The sequence below is a fragment of the Shewanella sp. MTB7 genome, assembly GCF_027571385.1.
Lineage (GTDB): Bacteria > Pseudomonadota > Gammaproteobacteria > Enterobacterales > Shewanellaceae > Shewanella.
This window is the reverse complement of sequence record NZ_CP085636.1, coordinates 4,615,416-4,640,943: the sequence shown is the minus strand read 5'-3', so window position 1 is coordinate 4,640,943 and position 25,528 is coordinate 4,615,416. Positions and strand designations below refer to the sequence as shown.

Sequence of the window (25,528 nt, the reverse complement as noted above, 5' to 3'; positions counted from 1 at the left end):
CGGTGAGTGAAGCGCAGCTTCAAGCTCACGAACGAGAAGCATGGATGCTGAACTGGCTTTAGATAGGGATATCGTTGTAAAGCACAATACCTGTGGGCTCTATGACAGCCAATAACCTCCCTGTTAAAAGGCCAGTTCGATATCTCTATCTCCCACTTGAAGAGTTTCACCTTGTAAAATCTCGCCCTGCTGTCGAAGGTCACAGCCGCATTCACACCTGAATATTAATTTCTTCGATTTAGGTTCTTTGGGTTCCAACTTTTTTTTGGATAATACTTACCAACACAGTTGTGATATCACTTTGAGACACTCTGCGTAAGGCGTACTCGGGTGCTTTTTGCGCGTGAGGTAACAAGAAGTGTGCACTAGCGCTAAGTTACGAATGGGGTGAGGAGTAGGTGACACTGCAAGTGATACAATGTTGTTTCAACAAACCTATATAATAAAGTTGAGAGACAATATGACCGAATTCGAAAAGATGCTTGCAGGCAAAGACTTTGACGGCGGTGCAGACAGTATTAATCATATCCGTCAAAATGCTTCGAATTTATTGCAGGCCATTAACCAAAATACAGATAACTCTCAACGTAGTGAACAGTTTCAACAGCTAATGGGCAATATTTCGGCTTCTAGTATAGTCCGCTCTCCATTTTATTGTGAATTCGGCAAGACGATTTCGATTGGAGAAAAAACTTTCATCAACATGAATGTAACTATGCTGGATGGTGCCAAAATTACTATTGGCAATAACGTGTTGATTGGCCCTAACACGCAACTTTACTGTGCTAGCCACGACTTGAACTATCTCAAACGTCGTAACTGGGAAACCATCTGCGGTCCTATTACCATTGAGGATGATGTGTGGATTGGTGGTAATGTTGTGATCAACAAAGGTGTGACCATTGGTGCGCGAGCTGTGATTGCGGCTAACTCAGTTGTTAATACAGATGTGCCGCCTGATTCACTGTATGGTGGGACGCCTGCTAAGTTAATCAGGATGATTGATGAGAATGAGCAGGGTTATGAGAACGAATAGGCTATAAGGAGACTGAGTTTTCCAAAAATCTTATGCACCGCCACCGTTACAATACACAATGGGGCTGAAACGAGTTAGTCCTTACCAATTAAAGCTAAATCGAAGAGACTTATTAACAGGTGCAAGTGAGCTTGAGGACTTCGATTTCAGGGCGAAGTTTCACCCAGTGAAACTCTTTGAGCGAGAGGTAAGGTCGTTCTTTCACATCTGACCCATAGGGATATGGGAAATGTCATTATGATGTAGGGAACATCATTGACCATGTGATCACGACATTGGTGTATCCATACACGGCACCTGCGGCAGTCAATAGATGACAATGGAAGTACAATCTTCAACAATCCAACCCGGTACCAATTCAGACAAAAGTTAACATATAGAAAGTGTAATCAACCTTCATTCCAAGGTCGGCATATCATGTGCATCAATAAAGTTCTCTAATTCACGATTGAGAAGGGAGGAGTCGCCTAGGTTAAGTTCTAATATGCGCCTAAGGTGACTGATGCTTTCTACATCGATATGGACACACTTTAGTCCTAAAAGGTTGTCTTTTTGGTACACGAGTGTCGCTTCCATACCTAATTCAATATCTGAGTCTGGAAGGGAGAAGCCTAATGTGATTGATTTCTCGTTAGGGGCGAAGTCCACAGGCTTTTCAACGAGTACTCCATTGAGGCTTAAGTCATGAATTTTAGTCGTCCACATTTTATCGCCTTGATTAAGATAGGCTTTGGTATCAAATAAAATACGGGAAAACTGACGCCTTTCATCCATAAGGTATCCTTAATGTACAAGTTAGAAAGCATCTAAAAAATTTATATGCTTAGTTATAAGCATATGCCACTTTGCGATAGGTGTAAAAATTCTATCAAGATAATTAGCCAAGATCCGATAAAACCTATTAAAAGTTGGACGAATATCGTTCAAAAAGGATATTTTACACATTGCTTATATGCAAATATGAAAAAATATGAAAAAATATGAAAAATGAAAATCGTTTTACTGTAAGGAATATGCACCATGGCGTATAACGTGTTGGTTGTCGATGATGAGTCTGTCATTCGTGCGAGATTAAAAGGGTATTTTGAGAAGGAGGGCTACCGTGTCCATCAGGCTCAAAATGGCGAGCAAATGTGGCATGAGTTTAATCGTCAACATATTGATCTCGTTATTCTTGATATTAATCTGCAAGGCATCAATAGTTTGACTTCTGGTGTTGATGGCTTAAGTCTGACTCGGGAGCTGCGAAGTCGTTCTGATGTCGGTATCATTTTGGTTACCGGCCGTGATGAAGCCATCGATAAGATTATTGGTCTTGAAATGGGGGCCGATGATTATGTGACTAAACCTTTTGAGCTACGTGAACTACTTGTCAGGGTGAAGAACCTTCTCTGGCGTATCTCCCTTGTGCGTAAGGCTGAGAAAGAGGTGATTGCACAACTTGAAAAGAAAGACGATGTGATTATATTCGATGGTTATGCACTTGAGCTTAATAGCCGAAAATTACTCCACGGTGAAAATATTATCAAGTTAACTAAGGCCGAATTTGAGTTATTAGCAGCATTTGCACTCCATCCCCAGCAGGTACTATCTCGTGAACGCCTTATGCAGCAGACGAGTCATCGAAATCAAGATGTCAATGATAGAACCATAGATGTGATCCTCAGAAGATTGCGTAATAAACTTAATCCTGAACTGTTTGTGACAATTCATGGTGAAGGTTATCTATTTTCAGCCAAGGTTGAGGATTAATCCACATTATAGATGGGGTAAAAATCGGCGGGAGCTAAACTAATATTAAGCTTGTTTTTAATATTATGTTGATTCAGTTCCTTACTAACGATCTGTTGGATCTTAGGCCCAATATCCCCGGTGATAAGTTCACCTTCCAGCGCTTTGACTATCACGTCGATTGCAAGCTTGCCCTGCAATACCACAAGATCATCATTACTAAAAGCGACCTTATGTCTGAATAATCCTCTGAGAATGCCTGGGGATAGGTAGCTACTAACAAGCTTTACTTGAGTTTCTAATTTCTTCATGCGGATGTCACCGATAGCTGCTTCTATGGCGACTGCACTGCCTAAAATGTAGTCTGGATTTTGATTCTCAAGTAGGTGATGCAGCTGATCTCGATAAAGATTGCGACTATTATCAGTGTGGCGTATTGAAGATATGGTTATTCTACTGTCTTTGAGAGCAGCTAAAATACCTTGATCTACCCAGTCACTTCCTCCCAATTTTTCAGGGCCGGTAAGCAGCGAGACATTGACCTTTTTCCCTGCATTTAGTTTTGAGACTGTGGATAGGTTATTTTTTATAAATTGGCCTGCATTCCAGCCCATCTGATACCAGTTAACCCCGACTCGAGTTGTGATACTTGGGCTATCGATTCTATTCACCAGTGCGATAACTGGCTTAGTGATAGGGCCATGGTAATATGCAAGTAATTGGGGGTCGACTGCGCCGAGTAAAATGGCATCAAAGTCGCCCTTCATACACTTGGTGAGTTGGTTTAATTGTTTATTTTTTTCATAATAGCTGCCAGCTTCAAATAGCTGGAGTTCAATCTTAAGTTTGCTAGCTTGTTGCACCAAGCCATAATCTATACCAATCCAGTAGGCATCCTTTAAGTGAGGAACTAAAGCGCAGATTTTCCATGGTTTACTGGTTTGTATTAAAGGTGTGTATGCAAGCTTGTTGACCGTTTGAATTTTGACATTAAAGGGACTACGTTGCTCTAATGACCAGGTTTGCGCATATATATGTGGAGTAAAAAAAAATGACACAATACAAACAATTATTGATATCTTTTTGCTGAAAGGCACTGTTAACTAACTCCCATAGATTAGTGTTGTTGAGTTATATACCCAAACCACTTCAAGATGCAGGATTCAGCACTTTGAGGTAGCTTGGGTATATATTATATCAGTCATAGAAGGAATAAGAGTGAGTCCTTTATCACTATCAAGAAAAAGTTTGGTCGGACGATTAATGTTAGCTTTTGGTGTCCTTGGCTTACTATTATTGCTCTTGGTCTCATTAGGAAATATGAGTTTATATTGGGTTAATCAAGCCGACGCTTACCTCTATGACAAAGCTTTGCCTGCGTCAGAAGCGGCTAGAGAGTTGGCGCAATCTTCAAATGCTCTGGCTGAGAATGCCCAGGCGTTAGGCAGAGTAGAAGAGGAGCACTTGCGGCAGTTTATTGGACGTAATTTATCAATCAATAGTGCTAACATGCTCCGTGCTATCGCTAAGCTTAAAAGCCTGCAGGTTCAAAGCGATTTGCGTCTTGAATTGACCGCTGGAGAGATCATTTATGATCTGTCACAACTCGGTACACAAGTTGGAACACGATTGTCCGTAGCAGGCATGCTAACGGAACAAGGAGAAGCCCTAGTATTAGCGTCGAGTAATAGCATTAAACTGCTTGAAGCCGAGTTGGCCGTGGTTGATTCCTCTGTGCTCGCGAAGTTGAGCTTGGCTTACCCTGAGATTGCAGGGGATGAGAGAAGTGCTCAGTTGCTCGATACTGTAATAGAGTATGATATCGATATTCAAGAACGCCTTAATCGCGCGTTAAAACTGGTTCATAATGTTGCTCTTATTGGTCAACTGCTTCAATCTCCTCAACTGGAAAGCGGTTTGTCGACTGTGCTTACCAGCATGTCACAGATGTCGTCTACTGCATTACCCATTTCATCTGGATCGGTATCTACACCTCAAACTTATATCGATCCCAATAACTCAACTTCAGAACCTTATATACAAGTGGATCTCATGGCTCTGGAACTGCTTAAAGGCCTAGTAAGGGATCCGGTTAGGGCAAGAGAATTAGAGAAAGAGTTTGTCGTGTTAAGGCGAGTTTCAGAAGGACTAAGCATACAAAAACAGTACATATATTTGATGGCTGCGCAAAATAAGCAGCTGCAAATGCTTTCTAATAAACTTTATGAACTTAACCAAACTGTCGACCATGCGATGTCTATTCAGCAGCAAGAGGCTGAAGTGGCCCGTCTTGATTATCTGCAGCAAATAGATTGGGCTAAGGCCGGGCTTATGGGAACTGGCATATTGATGCTAATTGTCATTTTATTTGTCGTTTATAGAGTGATCTATAAAGGGATAGCGGTAAGGTTAAATGAAGCAACCTATGCGCTTTCAAGGTTGAGTTTGGGAGATACTCAAGTGGCCATAAACTCCTATGGTGACGATGAGCTAACCGCGATGGCAAGTGCTATTGAGGCTTTTAAGCAAAAAACAGCACATAATCAGAAACTTCAGCGTGAGTTACGAGAGAGCGCTGATGACCTCAGTGAACATAAAGCTGCGCTGGAAATAACAGTTGAGGCGCGTACACAGGAACTGGCAATTGCCAACAAACGCTTAGATTCTGAAGCAAAAGGGCACGCGCAAGCACGAAATATGGCTGAGCAGGCCAATCAAGCCAAATCCCTCTTTTTAGCGACCATGAGCCATGAGATCCGCACCCCCTTAAATGGCTTGTTAGGCACCCTGACATTACTGGGACATTCAGAGCTTCCAGTCGCTCAGAAACAGATGTTAGCGCTCTCGCAATATAGTGGCACCTTACTGCAGACTGTACTCAATGACATTTTAGATTTTTCACGATTAGAACAAGGAAAGTTAACGAATGAACCTCGTCCTGTGGCAATCAAGGATCTGCTCGATGATGTGGTTGCAATTATGCTCGCAGGGGCGGGTCTTGCAGGGCTAAACCTAGTGCTTGACTGTTCAAAGTTGCCAGACTGGATCAATATCGACGGTCCTAAATTGCGCCAAGTATTGTTTAACCTCATTGGTAATGGGATTAAGTTCACCCCAAAAGGCGAAGTGAGATTAAAAGTTTGGATTGATGACAGAGCCTTGTGCTTTGCTGTTATAGATACTGGAATGGGGATCGGTGAACAAGCTAAAGAGCAGCTATTTAAAGCTTACAGTACGCATCTGAATCAGGGGCGTTCTCGAGGCACTGGCCTTGGACTTGCCATCAGTAAAGAGCTGGTGGATCTTATGTGTCGTACATCTGGGTATGACACTGATAAGGTGGTTGAAGATCATTACTTGCCACTCTGGGTTGAAAGTGAAGTGGGCAGGGGAAGTCGTTTTGGCTTTAATGTACCGCTTATTATCTGCGATCAAGTTCATGAATATGTTCAGGAACGGCAAAGAGAAGTGAACAAGAAACGTATTTTGGTGATAGAGGATAATAAAGTGAATGCGATGGTGGCTCAAGGCTTTCTCGCACACTTAGGGCATGAGTCCGAACTCGCGAGCAGTTGTGCAGAGGCTCGCCAGATTTATAAAAGTGGTGTCGATAGTTTCGATGCCATCATGTTGGATATTCAGTTGGGTGATGGATCAGGGCTCGAGCTATTAAATGAGTTAAGAGAGATGGCCCATCAAGCCTGCCACAATGTGGAAATTGCGGCATTTACGGCACAAATTCAACCCGATGACATGGCCAACTATCAAGCGATGGGGTTTGACCTTGTACTTGGTAAACCTCTGAACATGCAGCTGTTAGCCCCATGGGTTGGCGTTGCGAATCCACTTAATAAGCAGAGGGATGGTGTAGTCGATAAAGATGATTTAATCGATCTAGAACAGATAAAACAAGATGTCGAGTACCTGGGTGTAGGGGCGGTAGTTGAGATGCTGGATCTGTTTCGAGACTCAAGTCAGATTCAATTGTCTGCATTGTCTAAGAAAAGTGAAAACCGAAATACTGTGCTCCATGCGCTAAAAGGGAGTAGCGCCAGCATGGGATTGATGGCGCTATCTGAGCTCTGTAAGCGCCTTGAAAAATTAGATTATTACACGGATGAGCATATAGAGCTGGAACGGTTACATCGGGATTCCCTTTTTATATTAACTAAGCTCATTGAACATTAGTCAGATCTGCTTGCCTTAGACTCGATTTTTCATGAAGAGCTTCTTTAATTAAGGGATCTCGCTAATAAACTGCTGGGGGCGCAGGCTTTCTCTAATTTGATAGCCGATGATCGCGATGGTGATCACTTGATATAAGATCCCAGACCAGGAATTGAGATGAAGTGACAGGCTTAAATTACAGATATTGCTTACTAGCATTGCCAATCGTAGTTGGATCCCTGAAGTGTGGATGAGCGCAAAGCTCATGATGACAGCGGCAAAGACGGCACACCACTCACTCCAATGTTGAGCCCAAAACCAGCCCAGAAGTATAGCCAGTGAAGCGAAAATGGGCGCGAGTATGGGAAGGCGGCAGCAACGACCAGAGTAAAATCGCCCCATATTCAACAGCTGGTTAGCCATACCTAGAGTGCTTCCGAGTAAGCCTAAGTGAATAGAGGTTAAGCTTGCTGCAACTATGTTCCCAGTAAGGAGCTTCTGATCCTTTTTTTGTGCGTTTGCCCACCAGGCTATAAACATGGAGATGAAACCTATACCTTGGGCGAGAGCGTGATGAATAACGTCAAACACTGAAACAGATAATCCGATAAAATTTAACAACGGGCTATTGTCGTTATTTTGAACAGAAGAACTGTGATCTTGATGTGTTTATCTAATTTAGTCGGTGCTAATTATGCTCTTTGTGATCCACATTGCTTTTATATTGCGTTTTATATTCGAGAGTAAAAGGAAAATGAGCCGTAGTGTGAGCGGGATACTCCCCATCGAAAGCAGCGATGAGGAGCCCAACAGTCTGTCATTATTGAGATATTTGGCGGGGAAAGAGTCGCTTTCTGTTACACTGCACGTCAATGTTGTTGGGCTTCTTATTGGTGTTTTTTATGTCTTTTTCTTCAATGGGCTTAAGTGCTGATTTAGTCACTGTTTTGTCTGAACTGGGCTACCTTGTTCCAACAGCGGTGCAGGTTGAAACCATTCCTGTGATCTTAGCTGGGTATGATGTGATGGCGAGAGCCCAAACCGGCACCGGGAAAACGGCAGCGTTTGCTTTGCCTATTATTAACCAGCTAAGCACGCAGGTATCTAGCGAGAAAGGCCAAATTAACCCGTTAGACACTGAGATTAAGCCAGTTCGAGCGTTAATTTTAACACCTACTCGTGAGCTCGCATTGCAGGTGCACCATAGTTTTGTTAAATATGGCAAGCTATCGAGCCTTAATAGCGCGATTGTTTATGGCGGCGTGAGTATCGATGCTCAATCCGATATTTTAAAGGCTGGAGTGGACATACTGATCGCGACCCCCGGGCGTTTGCTTGATCATTTAAGGCGTGGTTCGCTTACCCTTAAACAGTTAGCTTTTTTAGTGTTTGATGAGGCTGATCGAATGCTCGATATGGGGTTTAAGGAGGAGATTGATGCCATTCTTAAACAGGTTTCAAAGCAGAGACAGACTCTGTTATTTTCTGCCACATTTGATGATGCTGTATTTGGATTAAGTAAGGCTTTGCTTAAGGAGCCTAAGCTTATCGAAGTGGGTAAGCGAAATGCGGCTGCTGGAAAGGTTGAGCAGCGTGTTTATGCAGTCGATTCACAGCGGAAAATTGAACTATTATGTCATCTATTACTCACTAAAAAGTGGCAACAAGTGTTGATTTTTAGCCGTAAGAAGCAGGGGGCAGATAAAATAGCTTTAGCCTTGATTAATGCGGGTATTAAGGCTCTGGCGTTTCATGGGGATCTCTCTCAAGGTGCCCGCGAAAAGGTGTTACAGCAGTTTAAGCTGGGGGAAGTGCAGGTGCTGGTTGCTACCGACGTTGCGGCTCGAGGTCTGGATGTTGAGTCATTAGCTGTGGTGGTGAATTATGAGTTGCCCTTTATCGCTGAGGATTATGTTCATCGTATAGGTCGTACAGGTAGAGCTGGAAATTCAGGTATTGCTATCACTTTGTATAGTGAAGAGGATGCTTTGTTGCTTGAAGAAGTTGAGGCAGTGCTCGATACGCGGTTACCTCAGCAATGGTTGGCTGGTTTCGAACCGGATCTCACTAAAAGTTCGCCTGATTTAAGAAAAAACAGTAAGTCAGCGCAGAAACAACGCGCTAGACGCAGAGCGGCAGGCGGTCGTAGCAGGCAACGTTAATCCATAACGTCAGTTTAGGAACAAGGGGTTAGAGGCAGATCGGGTAACAGTTAGAAGACAAGTCGTTCGAGTCCATACATACCCAAGTAGTTTGGGTATAAAATAAAAAAGCGTTGAGTGTTCAGCGCTTTTTTTGATATTAAACTGTTTACATCTCTGATTTTAAATCATCAAGATCAGATGCTACCCAGTTTTGTGTCAAACGAGCAAGTGCACTGTAAAACTGTCCACTGTCACATTCGATGACTTTAGCGGTAAAGTTATCGAGCCAGTTATTAAGGTTGGACTCAATAAAGTTCAGCTGAGTCGCCTTATCACTGTGCAGACAAAGGTATTCTACGTAAGCTAAAATCACAGCCAGATGATCGGCAGGTTCAGGAAAGCTTGTCTGAACTTGTAGCTGACTCTGCTTAAGAAAGAGCACCATCTGTTGATGCTGTTCTCCAAACAGAGGTGCTTCATGGCTACTACCATTAAGGTATAAACTGGCATAGGGCGAAGCACTGTGTTTAGATCCCACGAGGAATAAACCACAGTAATCCGCTGCTAGTTCCAATAGCGCCTTATCTGTTTTTAGCGTATTCAGAATAGATATTAATGTGCCGATATCTTGTTTGAATGCAGGTTCACTAGCAAGTTGTGCTAAGAAAGCTTGTGCTTGCTCACCTGTTAATTCATGTAAAACTTGATGATCAACTTCTTTAGCAAACAGGGATGAGAGAAGTCGATAGACCATCGCTCTTGCCTGATTTATTGCCGCTTTATTCATATCACTACCATCCATACGCTTAACTAATTCCTTATGCTAATTGGTATAAGACTAAATCTGAACTTGAATAGGACCACTAAATGAGCTGACTTCAGGTACTTTACCTTTGTATTTCTCAAAATCAACCAGACAAGTATAAGCTGAACAGGCTTGAGCTAGCTTAGATGTACCAATATCTAGCGTAAGCGTGTTTGGATCACCATAGCTACATATTGCGCCAATGACGGCACCGCCATCTTTATGACCATTGGGTCCAACAGGGCCATACCATGCACCTTCTTGAATACGAATAATACTTTGTGGATAATTATTTGATACCACTGCGCCGGCAAGTAACTGACCACGATCGTTAAACACACGAACGATATCGCCACTTTTAATCCCGCGCTCTTTTGCATCCGCTGGACTAATGTAAACAGGCTCTCTGCCTTTTACCGTATATGTTTCACGGAACTCTTGCGATTCACACATCTGCGAATGAAGACGCTTATCTGGGTGACAAGATTGCAGACATATTGGGAATTTTTTCGAACCGGGTCCACCATGACTACGTTCAGCCTTTTCCATCCAAGTCGGGTGACCTGGGCAATCGTCATAGTTATATTGAGCAATCTTACGGCTAAAGATTTCAATCAAACCAGAAGGTGTACCAAGTGGGTTGATCTCCGGATCGTTTCTGAAGTCGGCGTGACGAGTCCATGGCTTGCCTTCACCAAAGTAAACGTAACCCGCTTGCCAAAACTCCTCAAAAAGAGGCATGTCGAACTTGCCTGCGTTAGCCGCTTTACAATCGTTATATAACTTAACTAGCCAATCTCTTTCCGTCATGCCACGGGTATATTCTTTCTCTTTGCCCAAAACGGCTGCAAAACGAGTGAAAATCTCAAAGTCAGACAAACTCTCATAAAGGGGCTCTACCATCTTTTGCATCGATAACAAACCACGATTGGCATAGCTGCCATAGATGTCGATATCGTTACGTTCAAACGTGGTACAAGCTGGCAAAACAATATCAGAGAAACGACATGTTGCTGTCCAGTTCATGTCGATAGAGACAATACATTTCAGTTTCATGAAGGCTTTCTTCATTCTGTTTCTATCTTGATGATGATTCCATGGGTTGTTACCTGAAAATATCATCATTTTGATATCTGGGTAGGTCACTTTCGAACCATTAGAGTCGATAGTTTTACCCGGCTCTAAGATTGAATCAATCCAACGTGCGACAGGGATCGTGTTGCTGGCACCTTTGAAATCAGTGCTGTCAAAGATAGGTTTCTGATCTTCATCCAAGTTACGTGGGAACGCGCCAGGTGCTGCCGCGCCCGATGAAGGAACACCAATACCTGAGTAGTGATGACCATAGCTTATTCCGCCACCAGGCAAACCAATCTGCCCTATCATGGTGGCAAGTACTGCAGCCATCCAATAAGGCTGTTCGCCGTGTTGTTGACGCTGAACACACCAGCCCATCATTATCTGAGTACGGCCTTTAGTCATGACTTTGGCTAAATCACGGATAACTTCAGGACTGACACCTGATATTGTTGATGCCCATTCAGGTGTCTTAGGAATACCGTCACTTTCACCCATGAGGTAAGGAAGGAATTGATCGAAACCTAAGCTATATCCTTCGATAAACTTAGTGTCATGTAAGTTTTGAGTCACCATTTCATGGGCGATACCTAACATTAACGGCACATCGGTTTGTGGGTTAACGTAAAGTTGCTCACATCCTAGATACTCTTGAGTCTTAGTGACAACAGGGTCAATACTGATCACGCGGATCTTGCCCTGTTTAACCTTCTCTTTAAGTTGAGCAAGATAGGCATATGACTCATGTGTTTCAGCATTCCAACCTACCTGTAGGTTCTTGTAAGGATCGTTGGACCATAAAACAATGGTGTCCGACTTTTCAAGGATTAGTGACCAAGAGGTGCCCTGTGCATACACTTCGGTCGAACCTAAGATGTATGGCAAGATTGTCTGACCTGCACCAGTAGAGTAATCGCCTATTTTTTTAACGAAATTACCATGCATGGCAACAGCACGTTGCATATGACTAGTACATGAATGCAGTTGACCTGTTGCACGCCAGCCTGTTTGACCCGCATGAAGACCCGATGGACCATATTTAGTCTGTACCTCATCGAGAGAGTCTTTAAATAGATGTAATGCCTTGTCCCAAGTTACACGAACGAAACGAAAGTCGCCGCGTTGACTGGTGTTACTTTCAAAGCCATTAAGTAAAAAATCTAAGCGTACCATAGGGTAGCGAACCCGTGATGGGTTATACACTAGGCCTTTTATGCCATTGATCATATCCGATGGATATTTATCACTGTCAAAGGGAATGACTTGGTCGATAACACCATTCTTACGTTTCATTTTGAATGCGCCAAAATGTGAACCGGTAGTCAACCAAACGTCATCATCCTTGGCACCTGCTGCCGCTAGCGCATTGAGGGGGGCAAGTACTGATGCACCGCTTAGGACTACATAAGATGTTGATATTAATCCTTTTAGAAAATCTCTTCTTTTCATTTTCTTAATCCTATTTAGTGCTAGTGCGCAGACTTATCAAAAGTAGATGAATGCTCTTGTAGGTATTTCTGAACCAAAGCTTGTGTGTCTTGATCCATATTGACGAAGGCTATCATGCCTTGGAACATACCAGGCCAAGTGTTGGCATCGAAGTGTGCTTCTGCAGGTTGAGTGTGACATACACTACAACTAGTGTTGTACGTTGAGCGTGCGTAATCCCAAAGTGGCTGCAGATCGGTAATTAAGTACTCTTTATCTGTCCAGATCTTAGCTTCGACACGTTGCCATGTAAGACCGGTTAATGGATCCACTTGTTCTTCAAACACTTCCATTACACCCTCTTCTTGGGCTGCATCTTTAGTTAACTGAGCTGATAGAATGTTTAGACCGAAATCGTAGTAGATAACGCGTCCAGCACCTATTCTCTTACGCCAGCCATCGATAGCAATCTTTACACGGTTACCATCAGCTTCTAAAATGGTCACCTTAGTCGCGATGTTTAATGTACCGGCTTCAACGTCTGTAGTAGCGTTGAAGAAAAGTGGTTTAGTCAGTGCAGAGTAGTAAGCTTGTCCGTCTTCAGGTGAAGTGACACCGCGACCCACTTGAGCGATTAGCTCCGGTGCACGAGCAACGCCCATGTTTGGTAATTTATGTGCAATACCTTTGTGGCAATCAATACAGCTTTGATCGAGTTCAGCAGCGCGTTTCATCTGCTTTTGGGCAAGCTTAGACATGCTTTCCCACTTCATTGAGTCGTAGCTATGGCAGTTTTTACAAGCTAAAGAGTTATCAAGATCGAAACGTTTCCATTCGCGACTCGCCATCTCTAAGCGCTTCGCTTCAAATTTTTCTGGAGTATTAACCGTTTGTAGCATCCAGCCCCATACGTCATGAGATGCTTCGAGTTTACGGGCTATTTTACGTCCCCAGTTGTGTGGAACGTGGCAATCGGGGCAAGTTGCCCGTACACCTGAGTGATTTGACCAATGCACTGTATCTTGTAGTTCTTTGTATGGAATACTCTCCATACTGTGGCAGCTAATGCAGAACTCTTCGGTATTGGTCATCTCTAGCGCGGTATTGAAGCCGCCCCAAAAGATAACGCCCATTAGGAAGGCTGAAAGACTAATCGAGCCTAAGGTAAGAAATTTGGCTGGCTTGGTTAACGTGCGCCAAATATTCATGATCCACTTCATAGCAGTATCCTTTAAAATCTTAAATTTATTATTGTTAAACTATTCAGGCTTGGAGTTAGTGAGCTGCGACGCCACTCAAAGTTTGGATTATCCAAATGATTAAGCCGTAAGCTCCAACACCGATGAAGGTGAGTATTGGGAAAAGTAGAAATATGATGAAACCTAAGGCCTTTAATTCTTTAGATTTCACTTCAGAAGGTGACTCTGTTAGCTGTTGATCTGCCATAATAGATTCTCTTTATGTGATCTGATCTTTGATTACACCAATATAAAGCATGTTTGTGAACAAGAGTAATACGATGAATGAATGATATTTATGAAAATATGAAAGAATATGAACAGATATCATCTGCAGTTATTGTTTAACTCGGTAGTTTAAAGTTTAGGCGCACAGCTATTGGCTGTGCAAAATGGTGATGTGATGACTCTTTCCACTATTGAGATGAGTCATCTCCATTAATATTATAGCCGCAGTCGATCTCAAATGTAGGCGTGTTGTGAGTCAATTTAATTGCATTAAGGTAAGTCACAATTTGCATGGTTTGCACTTTGTCCTTTTTAAATATTACTGTAGAATCCGCCGCCAACAAAGGCTGTGTTGCCATTGACTTTCTTTATGGAGAAAGCACGGGTATAGCGAAAAATTGTGGCATATTCGTCACTATTGAACAGCACGCAGGTCACTTTAAATACTCATCGTATAAGTGGATCTCTCACCCGATATATCGGGGCTCTTACCTGCCATCGCCTTCCAAATTTTCAGAGATCAAAGAAAGGTATCAAGATTATGCAGTCCGAACAGACTCGCCCTACGCAAGATGTTACATCTACTCAAGCTCTAAGTTTAGTTTCTTTACTGGATCGTTACTTTTCCATTTCTGCACGCGGTAGTACGTTGAAACGTGAATTAATCGCAGGTTTAACCACCTTCCTCGCAATGGTTTATTCAGTGATTGTTGTACCAAATATGTTAGGAGCGGCAGGGTTTGACACCGGTGCTGTTTTTATTGCGACCTGTTTAATAGCCGCTTTTGGTTCGCTGTTGATGGGACTGTGGGCCAATTTACCCATGGCGATCGGCTGTGCTATTTCATTAACCGCCTTTACCGCATTTAGCATGGTGTTAGGACAAGGGATCTCCATCCCTGTTACTTTAGGTGCTATTTTTCTGATGGGTGTGGTGTTCACATTGGTGAGCGTGACTGGAATTCGTCAGTGGGTGTTGACTAATTTACCTAAGGGTATCGCCCACGGTACGGGCATAGGCATTGGTCTGTTTTTACTCTTGATTGCGACTAACAGTGTGCAATTAATTGTGGCTAGTGATGCTGGTTTACCCGTCAAACTTGGCGACATTCATAGTCTTCCTGTTTTGGCTGCGATCATCGGTCTTGCGGCGATAATAGGCTTAGAACGTCGTGGTACTCCAGGCGGTATTCTTATTGTGATTATTGCCCTGTCAGTGTTTGGTTTGATATTCGATCCAGCGGTGCAATATCAGGGATTATTTGCTTGGCCTAACCTAATGTCTGAACAGTCACTGATTGGTCAGTTGGACATCATGGGAGCATTAAACCCTGTAGTATTACCAATAGTATTAGCCTTGGTGATGACGGCAATCTTTGATGCCACAGGTACCATCCGAGCGGTTGCAGGGCAAGCTGAGTTGCTTGATGAAAATGACAATATTGTCAGCGGCGGTAAAGCGCTGACCTCAGATTCAGTGAGCAGCATTGTGGCTAGCGTTGTCGGTGGTGCTCCCGCAGCTGTATATATAGAATCAGCTGCGGGTACCGCTGCGGGTGGTAAAACAGGATTAACGGCAACAATTGTTGGTATTTTATTCTTATTGATGATGTTTCTTGCGCCATTAAGTTATCTTGTTCCAGCTTATGCGACTGCACCAGCGTTGATGTATGTGGGTTTATTGATGTTGAGTAATGTGACTAAGCTTGATTTTAACGATAAGGTTGATGCGATGGCTGGACTCACCTGCGCCGTGTTTATCATCTTAAGCTGTAATATTGTCACCGGTATTATGCTTGGTTTTGTCACTTTAGTGATAGGCAGACTTTGTAGTGGTGAGTGGCGTCAATTAAAACCTGGTATTGTTGCGATAACCTTAGGTTTGGTCATTTTTTATATGGGTGGTTGGGCTATTTAGTTTTAGTCATACACTTATTCTTATTTAGGCAAAGTTCGTTGGTTGATCTTAGCCTAAATAAGATAATGGGTGCTGGTCTATAAGTCTGAGTATGCCCGTAGCAGATCTTTCCAAGTGATGATGCCAACTAATTGACCTAGATCCAATACAGGTAGTGAGCCAATGCCATGCTCAAGTAATAGCTTGCTGGCATCTTTAATTGATTTGTTGGGACTTGTGGTTATAGGATCTCTAGTCATGACCTGATGGACACGTTTGAGTAAGGTATCGCTGTCTCGTTCAGTTTCATTAACATTGCCAATATTTGGACTTAATGCACGTAAAAAATCTCGTTCAGAGAGGACACCTTGTAATTCGCCGTTTTCGACAACTAATAGGTGATGAAATGGCGCGTTATCGAAGATCTCTTTTGCAATCACTAATCTGTCATCCATCTCTATGGTGACAACCCTACCGGTCATTATTTGCGATACTATTATATCCATAATGGCACTCCCTTTATGTTAAGTAGAGATATAACTGCACTCACTACAAGGTATATATATAACATCTAGGTGATAAAATAGGCAATAAAATCATATCTTTTTGACTAGAATTGATTGAGGTAGGGATATCTTGAAAAGACAACCTTCATCGATTGTCGAGGATAATTTTATTTGTCCTTTTAAGACTTGTGTCACTAAGTTATAAACAATGTTCATACCTAAGCCGCTGCCGCCTTTGCCACGTCTAGTGGTAAAGAATGGGGAGAATATTTTCTGCTGTACATCTTCAGTCATGCCGCAGCCATCATCCTTGTATAGGATCTCAAAGTCTGACTCTGAGATAATAATTTTAAGACTTAGGTTCCCCACACGGCCATTAGGAAACGCATGCACAATGGAATTATTGATGAGATTACTGATAATTTGGTAAAATGCACCTGGGTTGCTTTTGACGATTATATTGTCTTGGCATTGGTAATGACATTGGTGCAGCGTTCGAGAGAGCATTGGGTTTAACGATAAGAAAATCTCATCCAAATAACTCTTTAGGTTAAATTCTCTGATATCTTCATGTGATTGATCCACTGAGACTTTTTTGAAACTCTGTATCAACTTTGTAGCTCGTTCTAGATTAGTGAGCATTAATTTTGAACAATCGACAACCTCAACTTGATATTCTTCAAACTCTTCATGGGATACCTCTCCACTAGCATAGTGTTGATTGAACCTTTCGACACAGGTCTGCAGATGAGATGCTGCAGTTACACTAACCCCTATAGGCGTGTTAATTTCGTGGGTAATACTGGCAACTAGACCTCCTAATGTTGCCATTTTTTCTTTGTCTAAGAGCTCAGTTTGGGTCAATTTTAGCTCTTTGAGCGTTGCTTTGAGCTCATCGTTACTTTGTTGTAATTCGTTGGTTCGACTCAATACCCTTTTCTCTAAATCTTGATTTAATGATCGTAAAGCGAATTCAGTCTCTTTCTGTGATTGAATATTTTTGATCGTTCCGGCGAGCCTTGTTGGACGAGCTAAGTTATCCCGAGTAATGACTTGTCCACGATTTAGTACCCATAGCCAGTTTCCATCGATGAGTTTAGAGCGGTAGGTTAGTTCGAACTTGTCTTTGCCTTTATTCATACAGGCATCAATTTCAGTGGTTATATCTGGAAGGTCTTCAGGGTGAACGCTATGCATCATAGTGTCATTGAGGTGAGTTTCATTATCTGGGTATTTAAGAAATACATTGGTGCGAACAATTTGTTTGTTGGTAATGTTCCAATCCCAAAACTCATCACCACTTCCCCATAATGAAAGCTGCAACCTTTGTTCACTCTGCGCAATCTCTTTAAGTAACAAGTTTTGTTGGTTGTACTTTTTAATCCTTGAATAATAAAGCAGAAAAAATAGTGTGATAAAAACTAAAATATAGAGAGTGTAGGCCCACCAGGATAACCAAGGTGCTGCTAATATTTTTATGTCGAGTCTGCGAATCGGACTGTACTTGCCATCGATATCTTTTGCTCTTAATAGGAAAGAGTAACTTCCAGATGAAAGTCCGGTAAATTGAGTTGTTTGGTTGGCGTTGGCAACTAACCAGTTGTCATGTAAACCTAACATTTTATATTCATATTTTAAGCGCTTAGCTCTGTGCAGTGATGGACTTAGAAACGAGAGGGAAAATATACTTTGCTGGTAGGGGAGTGTTATTTTTTCAGATTGAATAATGCTCGATGTTTGTGTCTCTGAGTTGTTTGTTTGATATTGATTTAAAATGGTAAGCGTGTCCAATATGGGTTGGTTAGGATGGGACAATTGAGGTAACTGGGAGGGGAAAAAGTGATTAAATCCATTGATCCCTCCTAGATAAATGTGATTATCGGTATCGATGAAACCCGCACCAAAATTAAATTCATTATCTTGGAGTCCATCAATATAAGTAAAGTTTCTGATGTTAAAGTTGTGAGTGTTGAGCATGCTCAAACCTGAAGCGGTACCAATCCAGAGGTTTTTCGTGTGATCCATGATTGTTAAGTAAGCCAGATTACCGATTAATCCAGCTTCAGTGTTAAACAGCTCAGTTTCGTAACTTTGGCTGTTAAATGAAAATACCCCATCAGTGCTACTTACCCATAAAGTATTGTTATCGCCCAAATGGATCGACATCAAATGTTGAGAGGGAATAGGTGATTCGGTTTGAGTGTTAAAATGGGTAAATTGACCTTGGCTGTCTAATTTGCTCAGCCCATTATCGTATGAGGTGAACCAGTAGTTGCCTTCGATATCTTGGATCAGCTTGGTTATCTCATTACTCGGTAGGGAGTTAACATCACCCTTGATATGCTTGTATTGAATAAAACCTTGCTCTTCATCTATATATTTTGCTACTCCACCATCTCTAGTGGTGATCCAGGCGTGATTATCACGATCGAAATATAAACTGTATAAGTAGTTGCTGGGTAGTCCTTTTATATTGTCAGCATTATATTGGTAGTGAATATAACTAAGTTTATCGAGGGTAAAAATAAACAAACCTTTGCCCCTGGTACCCACCCAAAGCCGGTCTTGATCATCTTCTTGGATGAAGCTGATGAAGAGATCACTCATTTGGAAACCTGTAATATCAAATAGGGAAAAACCTATGATCTCATTGTTGATGTCTTCGTGAGCTCGATATAAACCTGTGCTTGTTCCAATCCAAAGCTGTTGATGGCGATCTCTGTATATGCTTCTGACATTGGTATTACCTAATACTTTATCTTTTAGGTTAACCATGTTGTTAGGGCCAAAGCTTTCAGATTCCAGATATGTCTTGTGGAGTCCATTACCTTGAGTACCAACCCAGAGTTGCTGTTCACTATCTATGGTAAAGGAGGTGATATGGGCACTGTTAAGACTGTTGTTATCTGCTGCTGAATTACTGACAAAATACAATTTATTTAATTGGGGAGAGTATTTAGCTATTCCTTTGCCGTGAATCGCTATCCATAAATGACCATAGATGTCTTTTTTAAGTAGGTTGACGGTGTCGCCATTGAGTTGTGAAGTTGCTGAAATAGGTTTGAGAGATTTGGTTGGGATATTGAATTGATACAGTCCTTTTTCTTTAGTACCAATCCATAAAGTATTATTTTCATCGACTTCTAAGCTGGTGATGCTCCCAGCTAAAAGGTGATTTATTTCGGGGTAGTTGGTGATGTTGTTTCCCTTGTCGACCGATGACAAGCCTTTATCTGATACAACCCAGAGCCGCTCAAATTGATCTCCTAATATTTTGGTTATTCTATTTCGCTTATTACCTGCGGATAAAAAGAGGTGATCGATTATTCTATTTTCGCTGGGTGAGAAGAGCAGCAGTCCATTACTGTTAGTCGCTAACCATAGGTTGCCATTAACATCTTGGTCGAGATCGACTATCTCATTATTGGGTAGGGGACTATTGGATTCATTAAATGGTATAAAAGTATCAGATTCTGGTTGGTATAAGTTTAAACCATTGCCATTAGTTAGCAGCCATAACTGCTTTTTCTGACCAAAAAATAGCTTCTTGATATGTTTATCTGTTGGACCTTTATTGTGATGGCTTACTTGGTATAGTTTAAAGTGTTTGCCGTCATATCGATTTAGACCGGCTTGAGTGGCTATCCAGAGGAATCCTTTGTCATCTATCACTATGTCATTGATTGTATTCATAGACAGCCCTTGTTCGGCTGTATAAGCATCAAAAGTTGGTTGGTTTTCCATGGCTAAAAGGGGGTAACCAATTAACCAGAGTAAAAATAACATGAGAATTCTCATCTGATAGAGTTATACCACTTTATGTTTATGAATGTTAAGTTGTTAAGTTTAGTAGTAAATTACAAAAGTGCGAGGGGGGAAGTGACAAATTTTTGAATAAAAAAAGAGCGGCAATTGCCACTCTTTTTTAGTTTGAAGCTGAGTTGGATTATTAGAATATTAGATGAGCGATACCAGCGATAACAGGCAGAGTCACTAACGTTCTAAGGATAAATACGACAAAGAGTTCGAGTATATTAACCGGGATTTTACTTCCTATTAGCAGTGCTCCCACTTCGCTCATGTAGATAAGTTGGGTCACTGACATCGCAGCTATAATAAAACGTGTCATATCCGATTGAATCGAACTTGCTAGAATTGAAGGCAGGAACATATCGGCAAAGCCTACCACAATGGTCTTCGATGCAGCAGCGGCTTCAGGGACTTGTAGTAGTTCCAGTAGTGGAATAAAAGGCATTCCCAAATAGTCGAAAATCGGCGTATATTCAGCAACGATAAGCGCAAGCGTACCAATAGCCATGACCACTGGGATAACACCAAACACCATGTCAATGACGTTTTTCATACCATCATTAAACGTGTGCTTCAGGCCACCAGCTTTAGAAGCCTTGTTTAATGCTTGCTCTAATCCCCATGAGAAAACACCTTTGCCTGTTGGGATCATTTCATCATCAGGGTGCCTTGGAGTGTCATCGATATAAATATCTTTCTTCCATGATAAAGGTGGCAGCTTAGGCACTATGACGGCAGCGATAATGCCAGCACAGCAGACAGTAAGGTAAAAGGGCACAAACAGATGTTCTAATTTAACCTGAGAGATGACGACTAGAGAGAAGGTTATCGATACCGCTGAGAATGTGGTACCAATTACAGCCGCTTCTCTTTGAGTATAAAAGCGAGCTTCATACTGTTTGCTCGTCATTAAGATACCGACACTACCATCGCCTAACCAAGAGGCCATACAGTCGATAGCACTACGGCCTGGAAGGTTGAATACTGGACGCATCACCTTTGTCAGTAAAGTACCAAACATCTCTAATAAACCGAAATTGAGCAAAAGGGGTAACAACATACCTGCAAAAATAAATACGCAAAATAGTACAGGAAGCAGATCATTGAGTACTAATGCACCTGTGTTACCGGAGCGGATTGCTTCGGGGCCAATTTGTGCGAATGTAAGCAGAATGAATACTGCACCTAAGGTACGAATAATAAGCCACATAGGTGACACGTTGAGCAATGAGTTAAAAAAACTATGTTGCGTAATAAAAGCAGGTTTGAACAGCTTGGTGAGGATGGAGGCGACAGCAGTCAAACAGACGACACCCGTTACTATCGCAGTTAATGAATCCCCAAGAAATGCTTGCAATCCTTTAGAAATGATAGCAATTGGGATAGTAATTGCGTCTTGATAACTGATCGGCGTCACGAATAGAAGCAGGCCTATTAATGACGGAATAATAAATGTCAGTATGGTTCTAATGTTATAATTTTGTTTTTCAGCCACTTTTTTATACTCTAAATTACCGATTCGGCATAATTGAAAGACGTTATCATCTTATCGGAATTCAAATTGTGTTTGAATATCCATTCAACTCAAGGAAGGCAAGGTTACCTCCTAATTTCCGCGATGTAAAACCCTATCTAATCCTATGGTGATCCACATCATGGGAGAATAGTTATTGCATCTTTTTGAGTATTTATATTGTAGCTTACAGTCGATGGATTTAGCTAGAGTGTTTTTGGTAAAATGCATGTTAATACAAAGTATTGCTCATGTGTTTTTGTTGTGGTTGATGATTTTTTGTAGCGACATTGTTTAGTGTGTTTTGTCTATCGCTTTAATCGAACGTATGACATTACTTTCATTGTGTTGGAATGGGCGTTAGTTAACTGATTCATTGCTGTTAATGAGTGGTAATCACTATCATTTTTGTTTTTTTACCTATATTCGAGTAGTTTATCTTGAAAACAAAACATTTTTTATGGTTATTAAATTTGAATAGTGAGGGTTTGCGCGAGACCTCGTGAATAAAACTTGATTCTATATATGGATATGGAGAGTGGTGCACTAAAGGAATATGGTAGATAAGAGTAAAAGACTGTCGAGTCTAGCCTATAAGTTTGGTGCTCTTGGGATTGCAGGACTTCTCATCAGTATCGTGCTATCGGTTGCTGTTTTTCAAGATTCTGAAGGGAATGTTTTTAATTTTTTAAATCATACTCTTAGTGAGTTAGGTCACTATGGTCACTCGACACTAGCGGTGATGATTAACGGAGGGCTATTTTTTGGTAGCTTGAGCATGAGTTTATTTGCTCTTTTTTCAATCCAATTAGTCGATAATAAATGGCTATATCCTCTCTTTTTCTCTCTGGCTGGAACATTTTTTTGTTTGGCGGCTGTCGGGCTTTTTCCTGTCAATGTCTATCATCTGCACACTGCCGCGATTAAATATTTCTTCTATTTAGGCACCTGTAGTAGTGCACTATTTTGTGTATACCTGATATGGAATGGAGGTGTTTTTTATTCCAGATGGAATATAGTTACTGGCACATTAACCTTTATCAGTTTTAGCTGCTTTATACTCTTGTCTCATATGAACCTAGGTTTAATTGGCAGCGATCAACCTTTTTATCAAGAGATGGTGATGGAGGTACCCAGACCGATATTATGGTGTCCAGTGGCTTTAGAGTGGCTTAGTCTCGCACTCTTTCTGGCTTGGTGCTGTGGCATGGTGAGAAGCGCAAAAATTCGAATATAACTGGCTGCTTTAGGGCTTAAAGCCCTAAAGCCCTAAAGCCCTAAAGCCCTAAAGCCCTAAAGCCCTAAAGCTTGTACTTCTAACCAGCTAAATGATTAAATCCAGCTTCTTGATGCCAGTAGCCATTACAGTTGGGATCGGTACTCGAGTTTGTCGTTACATGGATCAAATCAAATAGTTTATCGGCCTTTTCAATGCATTGCATGCTAGATGGAGACACTCGAAAGTAATCGATACCCATCTCATTCATGACTGACAGCTCAGAGGTCAAATCAATGCATGCCGCTGATTGTGTCTGTATGCCGTTTAACCTGAGTAGAGGTTGTGATTCTAGTGTTTGAGCCAACAGCCCTTTAGGGTTTTCGATACAGATCGTTTGGCATTTATCCTTAACTAACCCTTTTTGTCTTGCGGTAAAGCAACGAGCCGATAGTGCAAGAGGTAAGAAACCATGACCAAACACTTCTATTTCAAATTTAGGCTTTTCAACAGAGATAACACTGTCAAGCCAATGTTTAGAGAGTTCAACTGGCATGACAAAGCGCTGCATTCCCCATTTATGCAAGGTATTCAAACTGGCAAGGTTATAGTTATTAATCGTTGGTCCGCAGATAAAAGGCAGTTTATTTTCTTTTGCTGCTTGGACGCCCCCCATATCATTAGCTTCTATGACAAACTCACCATTTTCGACCTGTTTCTTTAACTCTGTAAACTCAGAGGGTGCCTCAAGCAAGGCTAAGGTTGAAATCACCACCTCTTTACCTGAAGCCTTTAACATATGTGCTAAGTCCAAATAGTCGCTAAACTTTAGTTCGCGACGACGGCTGCAAATGGTTTCTCCTAGATACACGAGAGGGATACTGCTGTTGGCAACTTGAGTATAAAATTCGATAACTTTCTCTTTGGGCCAGCAATATAAGATAGGGCCGAGTGATGCTTTCATTGTTTTCTCCTCAATTATTGCCAGGTGCGCTCATAGGCACCCAAAGTGGTCGTTTGCCCTTCAGAAACCTTTGCTAATGCTCGATTCCATTCAGCTTGAGTTTGATAGTTTTCAGGATCGTTCATGTAGGTATCAATGGCTCGGCGCCATACGCTGGTAACCTGCTCAACGTATGCGGGGCTGCGTTGACGCCCCTCTATCTTTAACGAGACGACATTGGCTTTGGCCAATTCAGGTAACAAGCTTAAGGTGTTGAGGCTGGTAGGCGATTCTAACAAGTGCGTCGGTTCGCTACTATGTTCCGTGGTATAGCGACCTTTACAGACTACCGGATATCCCATCTGTTCGTTGATGCCAGACTTATCGATTAAGACCTCATTGAGGCGAGTTAATCTGTTTGAGCCTTCCTCTTGCCAGCGAACATGTTTGGCTGGTGAGCATGAACCGCCAGTGTTTGGTGATTGCCCGGTTATATAGGATGAGAGATGACAACGGCCTTCCGCCATAATACATAGACTACCGAAAGCAAAGACTTCAAGATCAACCGGAGTAACCTTACTTAAGTCTCTTACCTGTTTCATCGATAACACTCTTGGTAATACGGCCCGCTGGATATTGAACTCCTCTTTATAAAGCTTCAGAGCCCCTAGGTTTGTTGCACTAGCTTGCACTGACAGATGTAGAGGCATGTGCGGGTAATGAGTATGGGCATAATCGAGCAGTGACAGATCGGCGATGATTAAGGCATCCATACCCGTGTTAGCCGCAATATCTACCGCTTCATACCAACGTTTCTCTTCACCGGGTTTAGGGAATGTATTAATAGTAAGGAAGATCTTCTTGCCCTGTTGTTTAGTATATACAGCGGCTTCTTGTAATTTTTTTGGGGTAAAGTTAAGACCCGCGAATGATCGTGCATTCGTATCATTTTTTAAGCCTAAGTAGACGGCATCGGCTCCTGCATTGAGGGCTACTTTCAATGATGCCAAATTACCTGCTGGGCACAACAGTTCCATATTATTGCTCCGAGATGCTCCCAAAATTTGATTTTGGAGTTTAAAAGGGATTGGCTGTCGAATACTTGATATAAAACAGGTTTGTGATCATAAAATCTGGTTAAACTCTTTTTCTTTTTAACTCTTCTGTTATAGGAAGAGATCTGTTCTCTGTATTAAGGATCGAGATTGATATGCAAGCACCTTTTTTAAACAATATGGCTAAGCAACTATTAGTGCTAGCGCCTAAGTTCGCTCGTGGCCCATTAAGTTTGATCCCCTTTCGTGTGAAGGCTGAATTGTTGGCGCGTCTATTAGGTCAACTTCTTTCAGAGCAGTCTGACGATGATGAATTGGCGTTTTTAAAGGGAAATTGGGTTGCTATTGATGTTGTCGACATGGGGTTATTGTTTGAGGTCAGTTTCGATGGTCGTTGGTTAGTGCGTGAACCTCAAGTGGCGGCGGTGACTTTTTCTGGTGACTCTAAAGAGCTTATTCTAGTCGCTGCGGGTAAGGAAGATCCAGATACACTGTTTTTTCAGCGTAAGTTGTCGATAGAGGGCGATACAGAATTAGGTCTAGAAGTTAAAAATTTACTCTTGAGCATAGAGTTTGACACTATGCCGTCTCCAATTAGATACAGTATCGAAAAAATAGCGAAGATGATTCAACAGCTCCAACTTAAGGCTAATCCAGAATCAGTGTAGTGTTTGTGATGTTAAAACAGAAAATGGAGCCAATGGACTCCATTTTTGAAAATATGCCGTTTGAGC

The 25,528-nt window shown here is 41.9% G+C and carries 19 protein-coding genes; 7 read left to right on the top strand and 12 right to left on the bottom strand.

Annotated elements, in window-relative coordinates; all coding sequences use genetic code 11:
- The first annotated feature begins 460 nt into the window (after positions 1–460).
- Entirely contained in the window at positions 461–1,036 is a 576-nt protein-coding gene (locus tag HWQ47_RS20115; protein ID WP_269967811.1) for a sugar O-acetyltransferase, read from the top strand.
- 396 nt (positions 1,037–1,432) lie between these two features.
- Here the strand turns inward: HWQ47_RS20115 and HWQ47_RS20110 are convergent, their stop codons facing one another.
- Positions 1,433–1,810, bottom strand: a complete 378-nt coding sequence (locus tag HWQ47_RS20110; protein ID WP_269967810.1) for a PilZ domain-containing protein — start codon at positions 1,808–1,810, stop codon at positions 1,433–1,435.
- 246 nt (positions 1,811–2,056) lie between these two features.
- Here HWQ47_RS20110 and torR point away from each other — a divergent pair, with 246 nt between their 5' ends.
- The gene (gene torR / locus HWQ47_RS20105; protein WP_269967809.1) at positions 2,057–2,788 is read left to right on the top strand and encodes a two-component system response regulator TorR; all 732 of its coding nucleotides are present in this window, start codon (positions 2,057–2,059) and stop codon (positions 2,786–2,788) included.
- On the opposite strand, the gene torT is transcribed toward torR, so the two are convergent.
- A complete protein-coding gene (gene torT, locus HWQ47_RS20100) occupies positions 2,785–3,825 on the bottom strand; it encodes a TMAO reductase system periplasmic protein TorT (RefSeq protein WP_269967808.1) in 1,041 nt (346 codons plus the stop codon). The two genes, torR and torT, sit on opposite strands and share 4 nt — an antisense overlap.
- A gap of 160 nt (positions 3,826–3,985) precedes the next feature.
- On the opposite strand from torT, the gene torS reads away from it, so the two are divergent.
- The gene (gene torS, locus HWQ47_RS20095; protein WP_269967807.1) at positions 3,986–6,955 is read left to right on the top strand and encodes a TMAO reductase system sensor histidine kinase/response regulator TorS; all 2,970 of its coding nucleotides are present in this window, start codon (positions 3,986–3,988) and stop codon (positions 6,953–6,955) included.
- Positions 6,956–7,003: 48 nt separating this feature from the next.
- Here the strand turns inward: torS and HWQ47_RS20090 are convergent, their stop codons facing one another.
- A complete protein-coding gene (locus HWQ47_RS20090) occupies positions 7,004–7,525 on the bottom strand; it encodes a YgjV family protein (RefSeq protein ID WP_269971805.1) in 522 nt (173 codons plus the stop codon).
- Between the two features lie 311 nt (positions 7,526–7,836).
- Here HWQ47_RS20090 and HWQ47_RS20085 point away from each other — a divergent pair, with 311 nt between their 5' ends.
- Positions 7,837–9,096: a DEAD/DEAH box helicase gene (locus tag HWQ47_RS20085; protein ID WP_269967806.1), complete on the top strand. Its 1,260-nt coding sequence runs from the start codon at positions 7,837–7,839 to the stop codon at positions 9,094–9,096.
- Between the two features lie 148 nt (positions 9,097–9,244).
- Here HWQ47_RS20085 and torD read toward each other — a convergent pair whose 3' ends face one another.
- The 4 genes from torD to HWQ47_RS20065 are packed head-to-tail and all read right to left on the bottom strand — an operon-like array spanning position 9,245 to position 13,834.
- On the bottom strand, positions 9,245–9,865 hold the full coding sequence (torD, locus tag HWQ47_RS20080) for a molecular chaperone TorD (protein WP_269967805.1): 621 nt from the start codon (positions 9,863–9,865) through the stop codon (positions 9,245–9,247).
- Positions 9,866–9,916: 51 nt separating this feature from the next.
- The gene (torA, locus tag HWQ47_RS20075) at positions 9,917–12,409 is read right to left on the bottom strand and encodes a trimethylamine-N-oxide reductase TorA (protein WP_269967804.1); all 2,493 of its coding nucleotides are present in this window, start codon (positions 12,407–12,409) and stop codon (positions 9,917–9,919) included.
- A gap of 20 nt (positions 12,410–12,429) precedes the next feature.
- Entirely contained in the window at positions 12,430–13,608 is a 1,179-nt protein-coding gene (gene torC, locus HWQ47_RS20070) for a pentaheme c-type cytochrome TorC (RefSeq protein WP_269967803.1), read from the bottom strand.
- A gap of 55 nt (positions 13,609–13,663) precedes the next feature.
- On the bottom strand, positions 13,664–13,834 hold the full coding sequence (locus HWQ47_RS20065; RefSeq protein WP_269967802.1) for a periplasmic nitrate reductase, NapE protein: 171 nt from the start codon (positions 13,832–13,834) through the stop codon (positions 13,664–13,666).
- A gap of 561 nt (positions 13,835–14,395) precedes the next feature.
- Between HWQ47_RS20065 and HWQ47_RS20060 the strand changes: the two genes are divergently transcribed.
- Positions 14,396–15,772, top strand: coding sequence for an NCS2 family permease (locus tag HWQ47_RS20060; protein ID WP_269967801.1), 1,377 nt, complete (start codon positions 14,396–14,398; stop codon positions 15,770–15,772).
- 77 nt (positions 15,773–15,849) lie between these two features.
- Here HWQ47_RS20060 and HWQ47_RS20055 read toward each other — a convergent pair whose 3' ends face one another.
- From HWQ47_RS20055 to HWQ47_RS20045, 3 genes are all read right to left on the bottom strand, one after another.
- Positions 15,850–16,257, bottom strand: a complete 408-nt coding sequence (locus tag HWQ47_RS20055) for a CBS domain-containing protein (RefSeq protein WP_269967800.1) — start codon at positions 16,255–16,257, stop codon at positions 15,850–15,852.
- Positions 16,258–16,347: 90 nt separating this feature from the next.
- Positions 16,348–20,043, bottom strand: coding sequence for a two-component regulator propeller domain-containing protein (locus tag HWQ47_RS20050; RefSeq protein WP_269967799.1), 3,696 nt, complete (start codon positions 20,041–20,043; stop codon positions 16,348–16,350).
- A 163-nt stretch (positions 20,044–20,206) separates the two neighbouring features.
- Positions 20,207–21,562 (bottom strand): YjiH family protein, encoded by a 1,356-nt coding sequence (locus HWQ47_RS20045; protein WP_269967798.1) that lies wholly within the window; start codon positions 21,560–21,562, stop codon positions 20,207–20,209.
- 574 nt (positions 21,563–22,136) lie between these two features.
- On the opposite strand from HWQ47_RS20045, the gene HWQ47_RS20040 reads away from it, so the two are divergent.
- Positions 22,137–22,817: a hypothetical protein gene (locus tag HWQ47_RS20040; protein ID WP_269967797.1), complete on the top strand. Its 681-nt coding sequence runs from the start codon at positions 22,137–22,139 to the stop codon at positions 22,815–22,817.
- 79 nt (positions 22,818–22,896) lie between these two features.
- Here the strand turns inward: HWQ47_RS20040 and HWQ47_RS20035 are convergent, their stop codons facing one another.
- Both HWQ47_RS20035 and ubiU read right to left on the bottom strand, forming a co-directional pair.
- Entirely contained in the window at positions 22,897–23,760 is an 864-nt protein-coding gene (locus tag HWQ47_RS20035) for a U32 family peptidase (protein ID WP_269967796.1), read from the bottom strand.
- A 14-nt stretch (positions 23,761–23,774) separates the two neighbouring features.
- A complete protein-coding gene (gene ubiU, locus HWQ47_RS20030) occupies positions 23,775–24,776 on the bottom strand; it encodes a ubiquinone anaerobic biosynthesis protein UbiU (RefSeq protein ID WP_269967795.1) in 1,002 nt (333 codons plus the stop codon).
- A gap of 173 nt (positions 24,777–24,949) precedes the next feature.
- Between ubiU and ubiT the strand changes: the two genes are divergently transcribed.
- A complete protein-coding gene (ubiT, locus tag HWQ47_RS20025; RefSeq protein WP_269967794.1) occupies positions 24,950–25,462 on the top strand; it encodes a ubiquinone anaerobic biosynthesis accessory factor UbiT in 513 nt (170 codons plus the stop codon).
- Positions 25,463–25,528 lie beyond the last annotated feature (66 nt).

Bases quoted from the DNA above. Each gene is read 5' to 3' on its own strand.
- HWQ47_RS20040 (WP_269967797.1), top strand. From the start codon at position 22,137: ATGGTAGATAAGAGTAAAAGACTGTCGAGTCTAGCCTATAAGTTTGGT.
- ubiU (WP_269967795.1), bottom strand. From the start codon at position 24,776: ATGGAACTGTTGTGCCCAGCAGGTAATTTGGCATCATTGAAAGTAGCC.
- HWQ47_RS20055 (WP_269967800.1), bottom strand. From the start codon at position 16,257: ATGGATATAATAGTATCGCAAATAATGACCGGTAGGGTTGTCACCATA.
- HWQ47_RS20110 (WP_269967810.1), bottom strand. From the start codon at position 1,810: ATGGATGAAAGGCGTCAGTTTTCCCGTATTTTATTTGATACCAAAGCC.
- HWQ47_RS20085 (WP_269967806.1), top strand. From the start codon at position 7,837: ATGTCTTTTTCTTCAATGGGCTTAAGTGCTGATTTAGTCACTGTTTTG.
- HWQ47_RS20115 (WP_269967811.1), top strand. From the start codon at position 461: ATGACCGAATTCGAAAAGATGCTTGCAGGCAAAGACTTTGACGGCGGT.
- HWQ47_RS20065 (WP_269967802.1), bottom strand. From the start codon at position 13,834: ATGGCAGATCAACAGCTAACAGAGTCACCTTCTGAAGTGAAATCTAAA.
- HWQ47_RS20060 (WP_269967801.1), top strand. From the start codon at position 14,396: ATGCAGTCCGAACAGACTCGCCCTACGCAAGATGTTACATCTACTCAA.
- torA (WP_269967804.1), bottom strand. From the start codon at position 12,409: ATGAAAAGAAGAGATTTTCTAAAAGGATTAATATCAACATCTTATGTA.
- HWQ47_RS20050 (WP_269967799.1), bottom strand. From the start codon at position 20,043: ATGTTATTTTTACTCTGGTTAATTGGTTACCCCCTTTTAGCCATGGAA.
- torC (WP_269967803.1), bottom strand. From the start codon at position 13,608: ATGAAGTGGATCATGAATATTTGGCGCACGTTAACCAAGCCAGCCAAA.
- HWQ47_RS20035 (WP_269967796.1), bottom strand. From the start codon at position 23,760: ATGAAAGCATCACTCGGCCCTATCTTATATTGCTGGCCCAAAGAGAAA.
- torR (WP_269967809.1), top strand. From the start codon at position 2,057: ATGGCGTATAACGTGTTGGTTGTCGATGATGAGTCTGTCATTCGTGCG.
- torD (WP_269967805.1), bottom strand. From the start codon at position 9,865: ATGAATAAAGCGGCAATAAATCAGGCAAGAGCGATGGTCTATCGACTT.
- ubiT (WP_269967794.1), top strand. From the start codon at position 24,950: ATGCAAGCACCTTTTTTAAACAATATGGCTAAGCAACTATTAGTGCTA.